This window comes from Betaproteobacteria bacterium (assembly GCA_009693245.1).
GTDB lineage: Bacteria > Pseudomonadota > Gammaproteobacteria > Burkholderiales > SHXO01 > SHXO01.
The window spans coordinates 17,412-33,795 of sequence record SHXO01000024.1; the positions used below are offsets into that span (position 1 = coordinate 17,412).

14 protein-coding genes are annotated in these 16,384 nt (G+C 60.2%); 12 read left to right on the top strand and 2 right to left on the bottom strand.

The genetic code is table 11. The features are described from left to right. Window positions 1-98: 98 nt before the first annotated feature. On the bottom strand, window positions 99-2,150 hold the full coding sequence (locus EXR36_05840; GenBank protein MSQ59165.1) for a DUF429 domain-containing protein: 2,052 nt from the start codon (window positions 2,148-2,150) through the stop codon (window positions 99-101). A 285-nt stretch (window positions 2,151-2,435) separates the two neighbouring features. Between EXR36_05840 and EXR36_05845 the strand changes: the two genes are divergently transcribed. The 8 genes from EXR36_05845 to EXR36_05880 all read left to right on the top strand — a co-directional run bounded on the left by EXR36_05845 (window position 2,436) and on the right by EXR36_05880 (window position 12,273). After that, window positions 2,436-3,920 (top strand): hypothetical protein, encoded by a 1,485-nt coding sequence (locus EXR36_05845; protein MSQ59166.1) that lies wholly within the window; start codon window positions 2,436-2,438, stop codon window positions 3,918-3,920. Window positions 3,921-3,926: 6 nt separating this feature from the next. Then, on the top strand, window positions 3,927-5,693 hold the full coding sequence (locus EXR36_05850; GenBank protein ID MSQ59167.1) for a hypothetical protein: 1,767 nt from the start codon (window positions 3,927-3,929) through the stop codon (window positions 5,691-5,693). Then, on the top strand, window positions 5,694-8,417 hold the full coding sequence (locus tag EXR36_05855) for a VWA domain-containing protein (GenBank protein MSQ59168.1): 2,724 nt from the start codon (window positions 5,694-5,696) through the stop codon (window positions 8,415-8,417). A gap of 131 nt (window positions 8,418-8,548) precedes the next feature. Beyond that, complete coding sequence (locus EXR36_05860) at window positions 8,549-9,274, top strand: hypothetical protein (GenBank protein MSQ59169.1); 726 nt, start codon at window positions 8,549-8,551, stop codon at window positions 9,272-9,274. After that, the gene (locus EXR36_05865) at window positions 9,271-9,462 is read left to right on the top strand and encodes a hypothetical protein (protein ID MSQ59170.1); all 192 of its coding nucleotides are present in this window, start codon (window positions 9,271-9,273) and stop codon (window positions 9,460-9,462) included. The genes EXR36_05860 and EXR36_05865 overlap by 4 nt, the downstream gene beginning before the upstream one ends. A gap of 97 nt (window positions 9,463-9,559) precedes the next feature. Next, on the top strand, window positions 9,560-11,083 hold the full coding sequence (locus EXR36_05870) for a long-chain fatty acid--CoA ligase (protein MSQ59171.1): 1,524 nt from the start codon (window positions 9,560-9,562) through the stop codon (window positions 11,081-11,083). Continuing rightward, the gene (locus tag EXR36_05875) at window positions 11,076-11,426 is read left to right on the top strand and encodes a nucleotide pyrophosphohydrolase (GenBank protein MSQ59172.1); all 351 of its coding nucleotides are present in this window, start codon (window positions 11,076-11,078) and stop codon (window positions 11,424-11,426) included. The genes EXR36_05870 and EXR36_05875 overlap by 8 nt, the downstream gene beginning before the upstream one ends. Then, the gene (locus tag EXR36_05880) at window positions 11,365-12,273 is read left to right on the top strand and encodes a 23S rRNA (adenine(2030)-N(6))-methyltransferase RlmJ (GenBank protein ID MSQ59173.1); all 909 of its coding nucleotides are present in this window, start codon (window positions 11,365-11,367) and stop codon (window positions 12,271-12,273) included. The genes EXR36_05875 and EXR36_05880 overlap by 62 nt, the downstream gene beginning before the upstream one ends. On the opposite strand, the gene EXR36_05885 is transcribed toward EXR36_05880, so the two are convergent. Then, window positions 12,263-13,423: a PglZ domain-containing protein gene (locus EXR36_05885; GenBank protein MSQ59174.1), complete on the bottom strand. Its 1,161-nt coding sequence runs from the start codon at window positions 13,421-13,423 to the stop codon at window positions 12,263-12,265. The genes EXR36_05880 and EXR36_05885 overlap by 11 nt on opposite strands. A gap of 55 nt (window positions 13,424-13,478) precedes the next feature. Between EXR36_05885 and EXR36_05890 the strand changes: the two genes are divergently transcribed. The 4 genes from EXR36_05890 to EXR36_05905 form a co-directional block, all read left to right on the top strand. Beyond that, window positions 13,479-14,168, top strand: coding sequence for a protein-L-isoaspartate(D-aspartate) O-methyltransferase (locus EXR36_05890; GenBank protein MSQ59175.1), 690 nt, complete (start codon window positions 13,479-13,481; stop codon window positions 14,166-14,168). 126 nt (window positions 14,169-14,294) lie between these two features. Then, window positions 14,295-14,690, top strand: a complete 396-nt coding sequence (locus EXR36_05895; protein MSQ59176.1) for an NUDIX domain-containing protein — start codon at window positions 14,295-14,297, stop codon at window positions 14,688-14,690. After that, window positions 14,683-15,654 carry a tripartite tricarboxylate transporter substrate binding protein gene (locus tag EXR36_05900; GenBank protein MSQ59177.1) on the top strand — a complete coding sequence of 324 codons (972 nt, stop codon included), beginning with the start codon at window positions 14,683-14,685 and terminating at the stop codon, window positions 15,652-15,654. Before EXR36_05895 ends, EXR36_05900 begins: the two co-directional genes overlap by 8 nt. Before the next feature lie 33 nt (window positions 15,655-15,687). Next, window positions 15,688-16,384 (top strand): CoA transferase (locus tag EXR36_05905; protein MSQ59178.1); only part of this gene is annotated, 697 nt, incomplete at its 3' end.

Here is a 16,384-nt window from a genome sequence, read left to right on the forward strand (position 1 = left end):
TTCCGAGGCGATTCAAGCGCCGCGGGACGTTTGTGTAAGCAAGTCGAGTCGTACTTTGTCCTCAAGATGGCCTCCAACCACAACGGTTACGGGCATTGCTATTCCTTCGAAAGTTTTTGGATTCTTATGAGGAAACTGCGTAGGTTCGAACGGTTGGCTACTTTCACTTGCGCAATAGCCTTCATGGAATTTACACCATGCTCGACCTTATGTGTATCCGCTTCGCTAAATGGCTTGCCTTCGGGGTCGCGGCGCTCATATCGCTCTTGCCGCTTGGCAACTGGCGACTGAAGATGTACGTGGGTAAATGCTGGTCCAAAAGATTCAATTAGCAGGGCATGGTCTTCCGGGAACCGCATTCCATCAATTGCAATTCGGCGGCTATCGTTGAATAACCCCAGCAAACGCCTACCTAACCAACGCTGTCCAAGCTCGCGATTAACGTGTAGACCAAATTCCTGAAGGGCCCTTCTCGTTGGCTGTTCTCCTCTTTTGGTTAACTCATCTTCGAGCACCATACTATAACGCCCATAGCCGAATCCCAGGCTTTCAAGGTGTTTGGCTGCGGTTGTTTTGCCGCTGGCTAGCGGGCCACTGAATCCGATTACCTTCCTTGATTTCCAAGCCGTTGGGTCAATTCTTAGATCGGGAATAATTAAGGATTCTTCGTCGTCTTTCCCGAGACGCTCAAATCTACCAGCAAAGAAGAATAATCCAACGATAGCTGAGGTTATTGCATCCAATTCGTCATGCGTGACATCCTTGGTTATGAATCCCCCGCGAATCCCAAACTCCTTAAGACCTTGCTTTAGGAGCGGTAATCCAGCGCGCTTACGTGGAATATTCATGATGTCTTGAGCTGCCCCTGGGTAACTTTCAATCACAGCCAAGCCTAGCTTTCTAAACTCATCTGCCAACTTCAAACCTCGCGCAGTCAACCGCTGCATACTGGGTATTAGCGCGGGATACACATTTATTCCGCGCTTCTTAAGCACCCGTTCGCTATGGCGCATGATTCCAAACTCTTTCCGCCCAGGGTCATCATCGAAGGGCGACAGCCTCCCCGTCGGCAGGGATAAGGGAGAGTCGATTGAAACCAAGTGCGGCTTGGCGGCCAATGTCGCCTTAATAATGTCTTCGTCAGTGCTCAGAGATTTTACTGTAGCGAAGGTGCCATTAAGAAGGCTCCAACCGGTGGGTCTTGCGGCTGATCCAGTCAGATCGATCCCAACAACGCGACAGTCTTTTATCCCACATTCCGTGAGCAAGGTAGTAGCCGTGATCCGCTTTTTATCTTCGATCTTAAAAGGCGGAATAAGGATCCCACTCGATCGCGTTGGGGTTGACCAACGGATGGCGTTGATCCCTTGAACGCGTGGGCGCTCACGTATCAGGCTCTCAGGCGCGCCAAGCCGAACCATGGCGCGTTGAGCAACTTCATCGAATATGAATTGTAGTCCGCCAACGTCTGCGTGGTTATAAGCAATTAGGCGCCTCAATGCCTTTGTATCTCCGCGCGCATAGTTGGCCCAGAGTACGGGAGCGATTTCACCTTGAATTTTTTGAGCGATCTTGCTTCTGGCGAGCCCCAACTGATTCTCTATATCTTTCTGTCCGCCTGTTAGCCCAACCCGTTTACCGGCAAAGCGAAGATCAACGTGAATTGGCGGTAGTTCAACTCCAGGGAAATCCTTCTGAAGGAATGGAATATCAAATAAAGTCCCGTTGTACGTAACGATTGCACTTGCGTCACGTAAGTCCCGCCTAAGTTTGCTGTCGTCTTGACCGCGTATGTGCACGTGATACTTGGAGTTTAGAGACCATCCAACGATCGTGACGATATCGTAGTACTTACTGAGCCCGGTCGTCTCCAAATCGAGGAAAATCGTGTCGTTGGGGTACTCCAGAACGACGCGAAACCAATCCTCAGGATACAGTTCGTTGGCAAAGAACTCGACATCCTTGTTCGCAATTGCCTGTATCGTTTCAGCAACAAGCGGGGCAGGTTTTGCATCGTGACCGTTCGAGAAGAGGTCCAACTGGTACGTTGGCTGAACATAGTCTTCGAGACGCATTATTCCACGCTGCCAGATGCGGCTCTCACTTTCGCGCAACAGTCCTCTTAGGTGCTTGAAGGTGGCGCGGAGCATGGTGGAGGATCGATAAGTGTTGCAACGGGCAAAGGAAATGCGCGGATTACGTAGCGCTCAATAGGGATCTACGGACTTGTGTTATATCGTGCAAATTCATAACCCTGTCTTGGCATACCGTAATGTATTCGCGGATTTTGGCCTCTACAGGAGAAAATTTGTCGCGCCGGGGAGGACCAATACCTCGCGTCGATTTCCATAAGAACTCAATCGCTATGATACGATGACTTCTGCAGGCGGAGTCACGGGTCGGTGTCTCCTCCCACCCAAACCCTTTATTGTTCGATGTCCGCGCGCCAATTTCTCATTCTGTGGTTATCGCAAGTGGCGGGGCGCCTGCGCATGATCCGCGGTATTCATGCAGGGGCCTCGGTCACTTTTTGGTTGCTCGGTATCTTGGTGCTTTACCAAGTGCTGCGCGGGGTAATTCCCTATCCCGAGGTTCAAGCCTTGTTGCCCTTGCTCGTGATTGCTGCCGTGGCGGCAACCGGTTACGGCGCCATGCGCATGATCCGTACCGCCAGTTTGTCTGAGGCCGCCGGTGTTGCCGACCAAAAAGCCAATCTTCGAGACCAACTGAAGAGTGCCTATTGGTTCGCGCAATTGCCTTGCGTCCAACCGGCGGTGGAGTTGCTCGTGCAGCGCGCGTCGCGCGCGGCGCGGGAGCGCCATCCGCGCGAGATTCTTCCGTTACAAGTTCCGAAAAGCGCCTGGGGTTCGCTGGGCTTGATGCTCGTCGTGGCAATTCTCGCCGCATGGCCGCCGCAATGGGCGCGTTCGGTGAAAATGCCGGAATCCTCGGCGGTGGCCGCGCGTAACGCAAGCAAGCCTACGAATCTGGCCCCGGCTACCGGGCCGGCCGCCGGTGGAATGACTTCGCAAGGAACTTCACCTACTCGCGCCACCACTCCGGAGAGTGCGGGCTCCGTTCATAACGAAGAGGCAAGCGACGAGGATAAAGATTCCAAGGGAGCCGCCGATGATGGGCAACGCGATGATGCCCCAAGGCAGGCCGCGGCGGGCGAGACGGCGGCAGGGGCAGGCGGCACGCCAGGCACACGTTCGGTACAAAACTCCCAGCGCGAATCCCCCACGGAATGGCTGGGAAGCGTCATTTCGCGCTTGAAGGAGATGATCGCGCAAGACGATGGGAAGGGCGAGGACTTCGCGCCCGAAGGGAGCGCGCAAGGTGTTGCCCGCGCGGCGCGGGCTGACAATGGCCGCAACGCGGACACCGGCTCGGCGAATCCCTCGCCCGAGTATCGCAAGGCGGAACGCTCCGAGAATTCCAACATGGCCTTGAACTCCTTGGGGGGCATGGGCCCGCGCAACACTGTTGCTGGCGAGGCAGATAACGAGGCGGGCGAGGAACAAAGTGGCCGCAACAATTCCAACGCGGGCCCCCTCGGCCAGCGCGTGGGCACCAGCCGGGCTGGCGCGGGCGATGAGGGCGATGCGCCGCGCGGGGATCCTGGCGGCAACGCGGAGGCGGCCCCCGTGCTGGGCAATAAGACCCAGCGCCTGGCCATGCAATTGCGGCGCGTGACGGCGCAGTCCAAATCTTCCTCGGAGGCCCGCGACGAGGAGGAGGGCACGCCCGAAGCCTTTTTCTCCGCGACGCGCTCCCAGGCGGCACGCGCTGAAATGCGCGAGGTCGAAGGAACAGTGAGCGCCGTGCGTGCCGAGGCCGCCCATACCGAGGAAACACCACTCGCCTACCGCGCCGTGGTGAAAGACTACTTTCTCACCCAGCATCGCAAAGAGAAGTAATCCTGCATGCGGTTCGTTGCGCTCTCCCCGGCGGTTACGGTTGCCATGCTTCTGGCGGTGCTGGGAGCAATCGTCCTGGCTTATTGCTTGAAGCCAAGGCGCCGGCGCATTGCTGTGTCTTCCCTCAATTTGTGGGGCAAGGTACTGCGCCAGCACCGCTCCTTGGTGAGCCGATGGCGCTGGCTGGTGTCCTTGTTGCTGGCGTGCGCGATTGGCGCCGCCATGGCACTGGCCTTGGCGCGGCCGGAAATTCCCGCGCTGGGTGCCGTGTCCAAGCGCGCCGTGCTCATTCTGGATAATTCGCCCTCCATGGCCGCCCGCGCGCGCGACGGCGGCACGCGCTGGATGCATGCCCAGTCCGACGCCCGCCTCCTGGTGGCCCGCTTGGGCAGTGCCAGTGAAGTGATGGTGCTGGATACCATGGGACGCGCCACGCTTTCCGGATTTGTCACGCCCGCCATGGCTTGGAATCAAATCGAGCGCTTGTCCGTGGTGACCTCGGGCGTTGCGCGCCTGCCGGAGATGGGCGGGAGCGGGGAGCGCTTACAGATCCATCTATTTTCCGACGGTGTGGGCGTGCCCGATCCCGGCACGGAGGTGCATCTGCATTCGGCCTTCGAGCCCGCGGCCAATCTGGCACTGAGCGCCTTTGAAATCCGGATGCATCCGGGTGATGGCACTCGCGCGGAAGCTTTGCTGCAAGTCTTCAACGCCTCGGAGCGTGCGATGCAGGCCGTGGTGACGGTCACCGGCCCGAATTACGAAACTACTCGCACCATGCGGATTGGCGCCGGCGAAAGCGCCAATGAATCCATTGACCTTAGCCAAGCTCCAGCGGGAATTTTTCGCGCGCAATTGCAGGCCGACGCCGACGCGCTGGCCGCGGATGACACCGCCTACGGCGTGCTCGCGCCCCATGCCATCCGCGACGTACTGCTCGTGACACCGGGGGATTCTTATATGGAAGATTCGCTACGGGCGCTGCCCGGTGTTCGCCTCACAACGGTGAGACCTAATGCGTACCGGGAGGATGGGCGCTTCAGTGCTTACGTCTTCGATCGCTACGCGCCCAAATTGCTCCCGGTAGCCGGTGCCCTGTTGTGGGCGCCACGCGCCAGGACGGGGGAGGTGGTGGTCACGCGGTGGGACACGGCCCATCCCGTGTCCTCTGGTGTTTCTTGGGGAGATCTGCGCATCGAGCATGCCGATCTCGCCGTGGACCCCGCCGCCGAAGAACACACCTTGGTCAATGCCTCCACCGGTAGCCTCGAAGGCGGATTGATCACCAGCGGCGAAGCCGGTTCGCGTTGGATTCGCGTCGGTTTCGCCCTGAATCAAACCAACTTTCATTTGCAACCCGGGTTCCCCGTATTCCTGGGCCAAGCACTGAATTGGCTCGGTGGCGCCTCGCAGGTTCTGGTGCGCAATACCGGCAGCGTGACTATTCCCATGGAGAAGGCCACGGTGGTGGATGGCGAGCGACGCGTGGTGAAAAGTGTTTCCACCGGCAGCGGCACGGTGTTCGATGTGCCACGCCCCGGTATCTACAAGGCCAGCGCCGCCGGACGCGAATTGACGGTCGCGGCAAACATACTGGATCCTGGCTATGCGCTCATCAACCGCACATGGTTGCGCCCGCGTGAAGAGGGCCGCGCGTTACGCGGTAACGATTCTTACCTGGCGCGCTCCGAGTTGTGGACTTTGCTGCTAAGCATGGCGGTGCTGCTCGTGGTCATCGAATGGGCGGCATTTTGCCGCCGGGTGAGCGTTTAGATGCTGGCCTTCGCCGCTTACTGGCCGCTCGTCTTTCTCGCCGGTATTTTGGTCATTGCGTGGTTTACCCGCCGCCAGCGCACGAGCTTGAGCCCGCGCCGGGTACGAGCCGCCGCTCTCGTTCGCATGGGCGTGCTAAGTCTTCTCGTGCTGGCCCTGATGCGCCCAACGCTGCAAACGCCAGAGCGCGATGTGGCGGTGGTCTACGCTCTGGATATTTCGCGCAGTATCGCCCCGGCCTTCGTGAAATCGGCGCTCGATGCCATCGCGGGCGCCAACGACAAAGCGGGAGCGAGCGCGGAGAATCTGCGATATGTGGTGTTCGCGGACAGGCCACGCACGTTGCAGTCGTTGAGCGAAGTGCCATTGGTTGCGGTGCGAGGGGAAGACGAAACCGGCTCTCACGCCGTTGATCAAGGCGGCACCAACCTGGAGCGCGCGCTTTCGGCCGCGCTGCTGGCCTTCCCGCCCCGGCACGAGAAGCACTTGGTTTTGCTGAGCGACGGCCGCCAGACCGCGGGCGACCTATGGCGCGTATTGCCGCGTTTGCGCGATGCGGGAGTGCGGGTATTCTCGCTCCCCGCGCAGGTGGCCGTCGCCAAGGATGCCTGGATTGAATCCATTGCCGTGCCGGAAGGTGTGCGCGAGAAAGAAACTTTCGCATTGCGCGTGGACGTGTTTTCGCGCATGGAGGCGCCAGCCAAGGTAGCCCTGTTCGATGGAAACCGTCTCCTGGGCACGCAGTCCGTGCAGCTTGCCGCGGGAAGCAATGAGATTGCCTTTGAAGCCCGTATGAACACAAGCGGGCGCCACGACATGAGCGCGCGCGTGATGGCCGAGGGCGACGAAGTGCCTCGCAACGATGCGCTGGCGCGCGTGCTTTGGGTGCACCCGCCATTCAATGTGCTGTATGTGGAAGGCGGCGCGGGCGGCGCCAAATACTTGCCGGATGCATTACGGGCACAAGGGATCAGCGTCAAGGCGGGGGCCGTGGAGCAACTGGCGGATGAGTCCTTGCAAGCCTTCGATGCCGTGATACTGAGCGATGTACCGGCGGACAAGCTAGGCGCAAAGGCGGGCATGCGGTTGGAGGCGTATGTGCGCGACCAAGGTGGCGGTTTGATCTTTGCAGCCGGCGAAAACTCCTACGGCAAATCCGGTTTTGCCAAGAGCGAGATCGAACGCCTGCTGCCGGTGAAGTTCGAAGGCAAGCGCAAGCGCAAGGACATCGACTTGGTGCTGCTCATCGACCGTTCCTACAGCATGCGCGGAAAGAAGTTGGAGATTGCCAAGACCGCGGCCCTGGCCACGCTGGACCTGCTTGATCCGCAGCACCGGCTGGCCGTGGTGGCGTTCGATGCGCGGCCTCGCGATGTGGTGCCCCTGGCGGAAGTCTGGGGAAAACGCCGCGCCGAGGATCTCATCGGCAGCATGACCTCCAGCGGCCAGACCAATATCTATCCCGCGTTGTATCGGGCGCACCAACTGCTGCAAGGTTCGCAAACCAAGACTAAGCACGTGATCCTGCTATCCGACGGAATCAGCGCGCCTCCTCCAGGCGTGGCGGGCGCCAAGGGCGTGACCAGCGACGAACAGATGGAGATGGTGCGCAAGGCGCGGGCGGATTACTTCACGCAATGGCGGCGCGATCACCCAGGCCAACCTTTACCAGGCGTGGACGATTTACCCGCGGAACCTCCGCCGGGAACCTTCGAGGAAATCGCCGCCAAATTCGTGCAAGACAAGATCACCCTATCCACCGTGGCGCTCGGTGAGAAACCGAATGTGGAACTGTTGGCCAATCTGGCCGCATGGTCCGGGGGGAAGAGCTACGTGGCGCGCAATGACAACGAGATTCCAGGCCTGTTCATCGCGGAGGCGCAACGGCTACTGGGCGAATCGCTGGTGGAGGAATCCTTCCGGCCGGTCGTCAAGGTCAATGCGACGGCGCTCGGCGGAGTGGATTTCGCGGCGGGACCGGAACTCAAGGGTTTGGTGGTGAGCAAGGCCAAGCGCTTTTCCGATGTACTGCTCGAAGGTAAGAAGAATCTTCCGCTCATGGTGGAAACGCGTTATGGTCTGGGCAAGACCGTGGCTTTTCTATCGGACGTGAAGAACCGCTGGGCGGCCGATTGGCTGCGGTGGCCTGGCTACGGCAAGCTGTGGGCGCAAGTGGTGCGCGGCGCCGCGCGGCGCGATGGCGGCCAGGAGTTGATCTGGAGTGTCGGGCGCGAAGGCAACGAAGCCGTGGTGACGCTATCGGCCTTCAAGCCCGACGGCAGCTTCCGCAACGACATGCTGCCCAAGGTGCGCGTTTCCGGCACGACGGAAGTCGCGCAAGTATTCGCGCTTCGGCAATCGGCGGCTGGCACTTACACCGAACGCATCGCATTGCCGGGGCCGAGCGGGCAGCCCTACGTGTTCGAGTTGCTCTCAACTCCTAGCGTGAGCGCGCGCGAAATCGCACGCACCGGGCCGCGCAGCCTGGCCTATGCGCATAGCGACGAGTATCGTGTTCTACCCGCCGACCACAAATTGCTACGCGCCTTGAGCGAGCAGACCGGCGGTAAATTCGCGCCCGAGATGGCGGATATCTTCAGGCATTATGGCGATGCTGGCACGCGCTCCCGGGCGTTGTGGCCTTGGCTGGCCGCCATGGCATTGGCGTTATATCTCACCGAGGTGTTTGTACGGCGCTCGCCTTGGGCGTTTGGTAGTGAATAAAGGTGCAAAGGCAAAAGCTTTCAACGCAAAGACGCAAAGTAAACCTGAGAAAATTCTTTCTTTGCGCCCTTTGCGTCTTTGCGTTTAATGTTGTTGTAGTGTGATCTGGATTGAAAAGGAGGGCATTCCCAATGAGTAACGAAACGAAGATTCTGGTTCCCACTTCACCCTTGTACCGGTTACCCACGGCGCCGGACGACCCGGTATCGCGCCGAAATTTACTCAAAGCCGCTCTGGGCATGGGCGTGGTGAGCCTGCTTGCCCCCATGGCGTATGCACAGCAAAAGCAACTGTTGACGCCCACACCGGACCAGATCCTGGGGCCGTTCTACCCTGTGATCAAACCCACGGACGGCGGAACGGATCTCACGAAGCTTCCGCAGCGCCCGGACAAAGCCTCGGGTAAGGTGATCTACGTCATGGGCCAAGTAGTCAATCGCAAAGGCGAGCCTGTGCGCCGCGCCCGCATCGAAATCTGGCAAGCCAATGCGGGCGGGCGTTACGTACACCCTTCAGACCGGGGCCAGGTACCCACGGATCCCTATTTCGATGGCTATGCCGTCCTGCGCACCGACGACGAAGGGCGCTACCGCTTCAAGACCATCAAGCCCGGAGCCTACGCGGTGAGCCCCGATTGGAAGCGGCCGCCGCACATTCACTTCGAGATCAAGGGCGGCGTCAACCGCCTCATCACCCAAATGTATTTCTCCGACGAGGAAGCGCTCAACAATGCCGACAAGCTGTTGCAAAGTTCCTGGAGCAAGGAAAGCTTGATAGCCAAGGTCGTGCCGCCGACTCCAAACGAGGAGCCCGATGCGCAGCTGGTGATGTGGGATGTGGTGTTGTTGACGGGGTGAATCGGCTGAGCAAGCTGCTTGTACCGGCCGTGGGCGACCTCGCCATCGCGTCCGTCCAGAACCCGGTCATGCTACCGCCCCATTCCGAGCCACAGCCGGATTTCGCTCCGTTATTCCGCATGGGCGGCTGCGTTTCGCCTGAGGCGCTACCCCAGGTGAGCATTGCATTGAGCGAGGTATTCCAGTAGCCGTGCGCTCATGGAACTTGCACGCCGCGAGGCGCTTGTACGCAGTCGCGCGCCATATTCTGGAGGGGCGCTCGCTGGGCGTAGGATAATCCTCACCATGAATCTCGCTCAACTCCTGCTGCGGGCCGCACGCACGTTTCCGCAAAGGCCAGCGGTGTCGCGCGGAACGAGCGTGATGACCGATTACGCCGGTCTTGCCAGAAATGCGAGCCGGCTGGCCCACGCCTTTCGTCACCGGTTGGGCTTGCACCCGGGTGAGCGCGTTGCATTGTGCATGACCAACTGCGCGCAATACGTGGAGTTGGTATTCGCGGCGTGGTGGGCAGGGCTCGCCATCGTGCCCATCAATGCCAAGTTGCACGCCAAGGAGGTGCGCTACATTCTGGAGAACGCGCAAGCGCGGCTGTGCTTTCTCTCGTCCGATTTGGCGGATGGAATGCAAGCCTTGGAAGGGGCCGTGGGGCGCATTCTTGTTGCCGGTGACAAGGAGTATGGAGCACTCTTGGCCGGTGATGAGATGGCGCCGCAAGCCTGCGAGCCCCATGATGCCGCCTGGCTGTTCTACACCAGCGGGACCACGGGATTTCCCAAGGGGGTGATGATCACGCACCGCAATCTGTTGCTGGCCGCGCTGTGTTACTTCACCGACGTGGACCAGATCGGTGCCACGGATTGCATCGTGCACGCGGCGCCCATGTCCCATGGCTCGGGACTCTACAGCTTGCCTCACGTGTTGCGCGCGGCCAACCAGGTGATCCCCGAGAGCGGGCATTTCGATCCGGCGGAAATCTTCGAATTGTCGCGGCGCTGGCCGGGCGTATCGTTATTCGCGGCACCCACCATGGTGCACCGTATGGTGAGCCTCGCAAAAAAAGCGGCGCCGGATTTGCGCGGCCTCAAGTCGGTGGTCTACGGCGGCGGGCCCATGTATCTGGAAGATATTCGCGGCGCGCTCGAGGTCATGGGCAACCGTTTCATCCAGATCTACGGCCAGGGCGAATGCCCCATGTCCATCACGGCGTTGTCGCGCGAGCATCTTTGGGACCGGGCGCATCCGCGCTGGGAAGCGCGCGCGGCTTCCGTGGGCGTGGCGCACTCGGCGGTGGAAGTCATGGTGGCGGATGCCGGGGACCGGCCGCTTCCGGCCGGCGAAACCGGCGAAGTGCTCGTGCGCGGGGATATCGTGATGCGCGGCTACTGGGCCAACGAGGAGGCCAGCGCGGCCACTCTGCGCAATGGCTGGCTGCATACCGGCGATGTCGGCGTGCTGGACGAGGACGGGTTTCTCACGCTCAAGGACCGCTCCAAGGATCTGATCATCAGCGGCGGTACCAACATCTATCCGCGAGAGGTGGAGGAAGCGCTGCTCAAGCATCCGGCAGTGAGCGAGGTGTCGGTGGTGGGCCGGGCCCATCCGGAGTGGGGCGAGGAGGTGCTGGCCTTCGTGGTGAGACGCGCCGATGTCAGCGAAACCGAATTGGACGCCTTGTGCCTGGATCATATCGCGCGCTTCAAACGGCCCAATGCCTACCGGTTCGTGGAGGCGTTGCCCAAGAACAATTACGGCAAGGTGTTGAAGACCGAGCTGCGAAAACAACTTGAGAACGAGAAGAATGCCTGAGCGCCTGGATATCTTGCGCGAGAAGTTGCGCGCCTTCGTCAACGCCCGCGAGTGGGACCAATTCCATAATCCGAAGAACCTGGTGATGGCCGTGGCGGGGGAGGCGGCGGAGCTGATGGAACACTTTCAATGGCTGACCCACGCTGAGAGTGCTAACCTCGCACCTGAAACCAAGTCCGAAGTGGAGTTGGAAATCGCCGATGTCCTGCTCCTGCTGTTGCGCTTGTGCGATAAGTTGGACGTGGATCCCGTCGAGGCCGCAGAGCGTAAGCTCGTCCTGAATGAAATCAAATATCCCGTGGAGAAATCGCGCGGGCGCTCCGCCAAATACACCAAGCTATAGTTCAATGCTGGCCTACCGCCACCTGTTTCACGCTGGGGGATTCACGGACGTTTTCAAGCACGCACTGCTCGCGTGCCTGATGTCGCATCTGAACAAGAAAGAGAAACCGTACTTCTACCTCGACACGCACGCCGGCATCGGTCTGTACGACTTGCATCACGACTGGGCGCAAAAGAACAAGGAGTTCGAGGGCGGTATCGCCAAGGTATTGAAAGCGCCGCACGCTCCCGAAGAGCTCTCGCCTTATCTGCAAGCCGTCGCGGCGGAAAATACTTTTCGGTCCTTGCGTTATTACCCGGGCTCGCCTGTCCTTGCACGGCGCTTCCTGCGCGCCGGAGACCGCATGGTCTTGAGCGAACTCAACCGCGAAGACCACCGGGCATTGGAACATCATTTCAAAAGCGACCGGCAGGTGCATGCTCACAACATGGACGGCTATCAAGCGCTGAAAGCCTTTCTCCCGCCACCCGAGCGGCGCGGATTGGTGTTGGTCGATTCCTCCTTCGACCGTGCCCAGGAGTTCAAACGCCTGGCGGAGGCATTGTCCGAGGCCCACCGGCGCTGGGACACGGGCATTCATGCCATGTGGTATCCGCTGATGGCATGGCAGGACATGGATAGCTTCGAGCGGCGCGTGATCGCCACGGGAATTCGCAAGATTCTTCATCTGGACCTTTCGCTGTTCCCCGAAAACTGGACGGAAAGTTTGCGCGGCTGCGCCATGCTGGTGGTCAATCCGCCTTGGGGATTCGAGGAGGAAGCCAAGAAGATTCTGCCTTGGGTACGGAGCACGCTGGCTGGCGGCGGCCAAGGCGGATGGAACGTGCGGTGGTGGGTTAGGGAGTAGCCACCACCAGCGGCACCAGCATCTCGTCTTGCGTCGTTCCGCCGTGCACGCCGGTCAAGTTGTGGCGTTTCTCTCCCGGCAACCAATCCTTGATCGTGTAACCGGCGTTCATCAGGAGGGTGTAGTCGCCGGTTCGGTTCGGCAACTTGGGGTGAGCTTCTCCGATCCCGAAGTAGTGCTTGTCCACCAACTCCGAACTCGGCACGGCTGTGCAGGCATGCGCCAGTTCGTTGGCGACATACGTTTCGAATGGCTGGTGCTTATCCGGTTTGACGTAGCAATAGGCCAAGCGGCGCTCGCCGCATAATGGCTGAGCGAGGCACTCTTGTAGGTAGGGATGGGCATCGAGTTCCACTCGCTTGGCGGCCGGGGCATCCACGAAACCGTGATCGGCCGTGACGATGACGGTTACGCCACGTCCGGCCAGGCTGCGCAGCAAGCGTTCGAGGCCCTCCGCCACGCGCCTACACACGTTGGCTACGGGGAGGCTTGCAACTCCGTGCTCATGGGCGCTGCTGTCCAACTCGGGATAATAGGCGTAGATGAAGCGCCGCTCGTCTTGCGCGCGAGTGAGGCGTTCGATCGCTTCGAAGAATTGGGTGAGGGAGCGATAGGGTAGGGTGAGCGCTCCGCGTGTGTGGGCGCGGTTGAAATCCGAAAAGGCGATGCTGTCAGGAGAGATCGCGTGGCACCCGGCGTTCAAGTTTTCGAAGAACGTGGGGTAATCGAATAACTTCGCTGGATCGATGTGGCGTTGGCGAAGCGGTGTGCTGGCACCACGGGTCTCGAAAAGCAAAATGGCGGCGCTCTCGCCGATCTCTTCGAGGTAGATATGCCAGCCCGTCAACCCATGCTGCTGGGCAGGCACCCCGGTCAGGAAGGTGGTGACCGCCGTGGCCGTGGTGGAGGGAAACACCGAAGTGAGGGAGCCCGCGAGATGCTGGCGCAGCACCGATGCGCCAGACGCCTGTTGCACATAGTTGTAGCCCAGACCATCGATGACGATAAGCACCATGTGACCACTGTGCTGTTGGCCAACGCGGCCCAACGAACCTAACGTGTTATATAGTCCCGGCGGCGAACCAAACCCGGCGGCGATGGAACTCATCAGGTTGGCGATGCTTCCGCCAGCGTAATCAGGTAGAGTCATCTTTCGCTGGCGAGATTAAGCCGAAACCACAGTAGCGAGTGAATGGCGGTGAGCAATGGTAATTGAGGAATATTACGGACCCCTTCGGCGGCAGATGCTGCGCGACATAGCGGCGGACGTCAAGACACTGAGCGCCAGCGTGGGGCGAGACCACCTGTCCGCGCGGGTAATGGAGGTCATGACCAAGGTGCAGCGGCACCACTTCGTGCCCATCGAAGTGCAAGCTTTTGCCTACGCCAATACACCGCTGCCCATTGGCCATGGAAAAACCATTTCGCAACCTTTCATCGTGGCGCTCATGACCGATCTGCTGGACCTTGCTCCCACGGACCGGGTCCTGGAGATTGGGACTGGATTTGGCTATCAAGCCGCCGTTCTGGCCGAACTCGCGGGTGCCGTCTATACCGTGGAGATCATCGAGGCACTACAAGTCCGGGCGAAAAAAACCTTGGGGCAACTAGGGTACAAGAACATCGAGTTCCGGCTTGGGAATGGAAGTTATGGATGGCCGGAAAAAGGCCCCTTTGACAAAATCATTCTGACGGCCGCGCCAGAGCTGATTCCCCCGCCCTTGCTGGAGCAACTCAAACCCGCTGGCAGGCTCGTGCTGCCAGCGGGGCCTCCAGAGAACCAACTGTTGATGCTGGTGGAGCGCGACGCCGCCTCGCGCTTGACGAGCCGCACCATATTGCCCGTGCGCTTTTCGCGGTTGGAGGAGGAAGGTCCTATGAAGGGACATGCCTGATGGCGGGAAGACGTAATCCCGCGAGGCTAGCCCGCATGTCTCACGGGCGAGAACCCTACCGGGTGCATTGCGGATACATCGGTTCCATAAGTGACTAACGCCCGGCGCAATAAATTCTCCGCCGGCGTGGTGGTGGTGCGAACTTTTGGCGAAGAATGGCGCTATTTGCTCCTGCGAGTATTCAAGAATTGGGATTTTCCCAAGGGAGGCGTGGAAGAAGGCGAATCGCCCCTGGAGGCCGCGCGCCGGGAAGTGGAAGAGGAAACCGGGCTCACGGTGCTGGAGTTCCGCTGGGGAGAGCAATATCTCGACACCGAACCGTACAGCAACGGAAAGGTGGCGCGGTATTACCTGGCGGCGTGCGACCAGGGCGAGGCATGGCTTCCCATCAACCCCGAATTGGGGCGCCCCGAGCATCACGAATTTCGCTGGTGCGCCATCGACACCGCGCGGCGCTTGCTACCCGAACGCATAAGCCCTGTGCTGGAATGGGCGCATAAGACGCTGCAAGGCAATGGTTGAGGTCTTACGCCGGATTTGCGTGTCCGGGATATTTTTCACCATTTGCGCCCTCGCGCAAGCGCAGGCCTACCCATCGAAACCCATCAAATTGATTGTTCCTTTTCCTCCGGCGGGGGCCACGGACCAACTGGCGCGCATTCTTGGCGAGCGCATGTCGTCCCTTCTTGGCCAACAGGTGATCGTGGATAACCGCCCAGGCGCGGGGGCCAACCTGGGCGCCGAATTGGCAGCGCGTGCCGCGCATGATGGGTATACCTTGCTCATCGCGCCGACTTCCATCTATGCCATCGCCGCAACGCTTTATTCGAGGCTGAGCTACGGCCTGCTGCGCGATTTCACTCTCGTCTCGACCTTGATCAACACTCCCCACGTGCTCGTGGTACATCCGTCCTTGCCCGCGCGCACCTTGAGCGATTTGATCAAGCTGGACAAGGCGCGCCCGCGCGGGCTGAACCTCGCCTCGCAAGGCAGTGGAACCGTATCTCATTTGGAAGGCGAAATGCTGGCACGCATGACGAACATGAATCTGGTGCACGTGCCTTACCGCGGGAGTACACCGGCAGTGCAAGATTTGATCGGAGGCCAGGTGGATATCATGTTCGATAGCATCGCTTCCTCGCTACCGCATATCCGTTCGGGAAGATTGCGCCCGCTCGCCATCACGTCGGGCCGCCGTTCGCCCTTGTTACCGGATGTGCCCACCATGACCGAGGCCGGAATACCGGGATATGTCACCGAATCCTGGCTTTCCTTGGCGGCGCCGCAAGGCACCCCCGAGGAGATCCTCCTGCGGCTGAACAACACGATCGTCCGCGTGCTCAACGAACCCGAAACCCGTGGCCGCCTGGCGGAACTGGGGCTCGAACCCCAGAGCAGTTCCCCCGAGGAGTGCCGGCGGCGCTATGAGGCGGAAGTCATCAAGTGGCGTCCCCTGGTGAAATCTTCCGGGGCGCGGGTGGATTGACCGGCTGGAATACGATAGGCGATGGAGTCAGACATGAAGGGAGCATTGCAAGGTGTGCGGGTGCTGGATCTCACGCGGATTCTCGCGGGGCCCTACGCCTGTCAGACGCTGGCGGATTTGGGAGCGGAGGTGATCAAGGTGGAGCGGCCGGGGCGGGGGGATGACAGCCGCGCCTGGGGCCCGCCCTTTCAAAAAGATGAGCAGGGACAAGATACGCCCGACAGCATCTACTACCTCTGTTGTAATCGCGGCAAGCGCTCCATTACCGCGGATCTTTCGCGGCGCGAAGGCCAGGACCTCATCAAACGGTTGAGTCTGAAATCCGATGTGCTAGTGGAGAACTACAAGGTGGGCGATCTCAGACGTTATGGCCTGGACCACGAGAGCTTGCGCCAGGAAAACCCGCGTTTGATTTACTGCTCCATCACCGGTTTCGGGCAAGATGGCCCCTATGCCGCGCGCCCAGGCTACGATCCTGTCGTGCAGGCCATGGGCGGCATGATGAGCGTGACCGGAGAGCGTGACGGCGATCCGCAGCGAGTGGGGGTGGCGGTCACGGATAAGATCACCGCGCTCTACGCCGTGATCGCCATTCAAGCGGCGCTGCGTTACCGCGATTTGACGGGGCAAGGCCAGTACATCGATTTGGCGCTCCTCGACGTACAACTCGCCTCCATGATCAACGTGGCGCAGACCTATCTGTCCACGGGAGCGGTGGGCCAGCGTAACG

Bases quoted from the DNA above. Each gene is read 5' to 3' on its own strand.
- EXR36_05900 (MSQ59177.1), top strand. From the start codon at position 14,683: ATGGTTGAGGTCTTACGCCGGATTTGCGTGTCCGGGATATTTTTCACC.
- EXR36_05860 (MSQ59169.1), top strand. From the start codon at position 8,549: ATGAGTAACGAAACGAAGATTCTGGTTCCCACTTCACCCTTGTACCGG.
- EXR36_05885 (MSQ59174.1), bottom strand. From the start codon at position 13,423: ATGACTCTACCTGATTACGCTGGCGGAAGCATCGCCAACCTGATGAGT.
- EXR36_05890 (MSQ59175.1), top strand. From the start codon at position 13,479: ATGGTAATTGAGGAATATTACGGACCCCTTCGGCGGCAGATGCTGCGC.
- EXR36_05875 (MSQ59172.1), top strand. From the start codon at position 11,076: ATGCCTGAGCGCCTGGATATCTTGCGCGAGAAGTTGCGCGCCTTCGTC.
- EXR36_05855 (MSQ59168.1), top strand. From the start codon at position 5,694: ATGCTGGCCTTCGCCGCTTACTGGCCGCTCGTCTTTCTCGCCGGTATT.
- EXR36_05870 (MSQ59171.1), top strand. From the start codon at position 9,560: ATGAATCTCGCTCAACTCCTGCTGCGGGCCGCACGCACGTTTCCGCAA.
- EXR36_05850 (MSQ59167.1), top strand. From the start codon at position 3,927: ATGCGGTTCGTTGCGCTCTCCCCGGCGGTTACGGTTGCCATGCTTCTG.
- EXR36_05880 (MSQ59173.1), top strand. From the start codon at position 11,365: ATGAAATCAAATATCCCGTGGAGAAATCGCGCGGGCGCTCCGCCAAAT.
- EXR36_05840 (MSQ59165.1), bottom strand. From the start codon at position 2,150: ATGCTCCGCGCCACCTTCAAGCACCTAAGAGGACTGTTGCGCGAAAGT.
- EXR36_05845 (MSQ59166.1), top strand. From the start codon at position 2,436: ATGTCCGCGCGCCAATTTCTCATTCTGTGGTTATCGCAAGTGGCGGGG.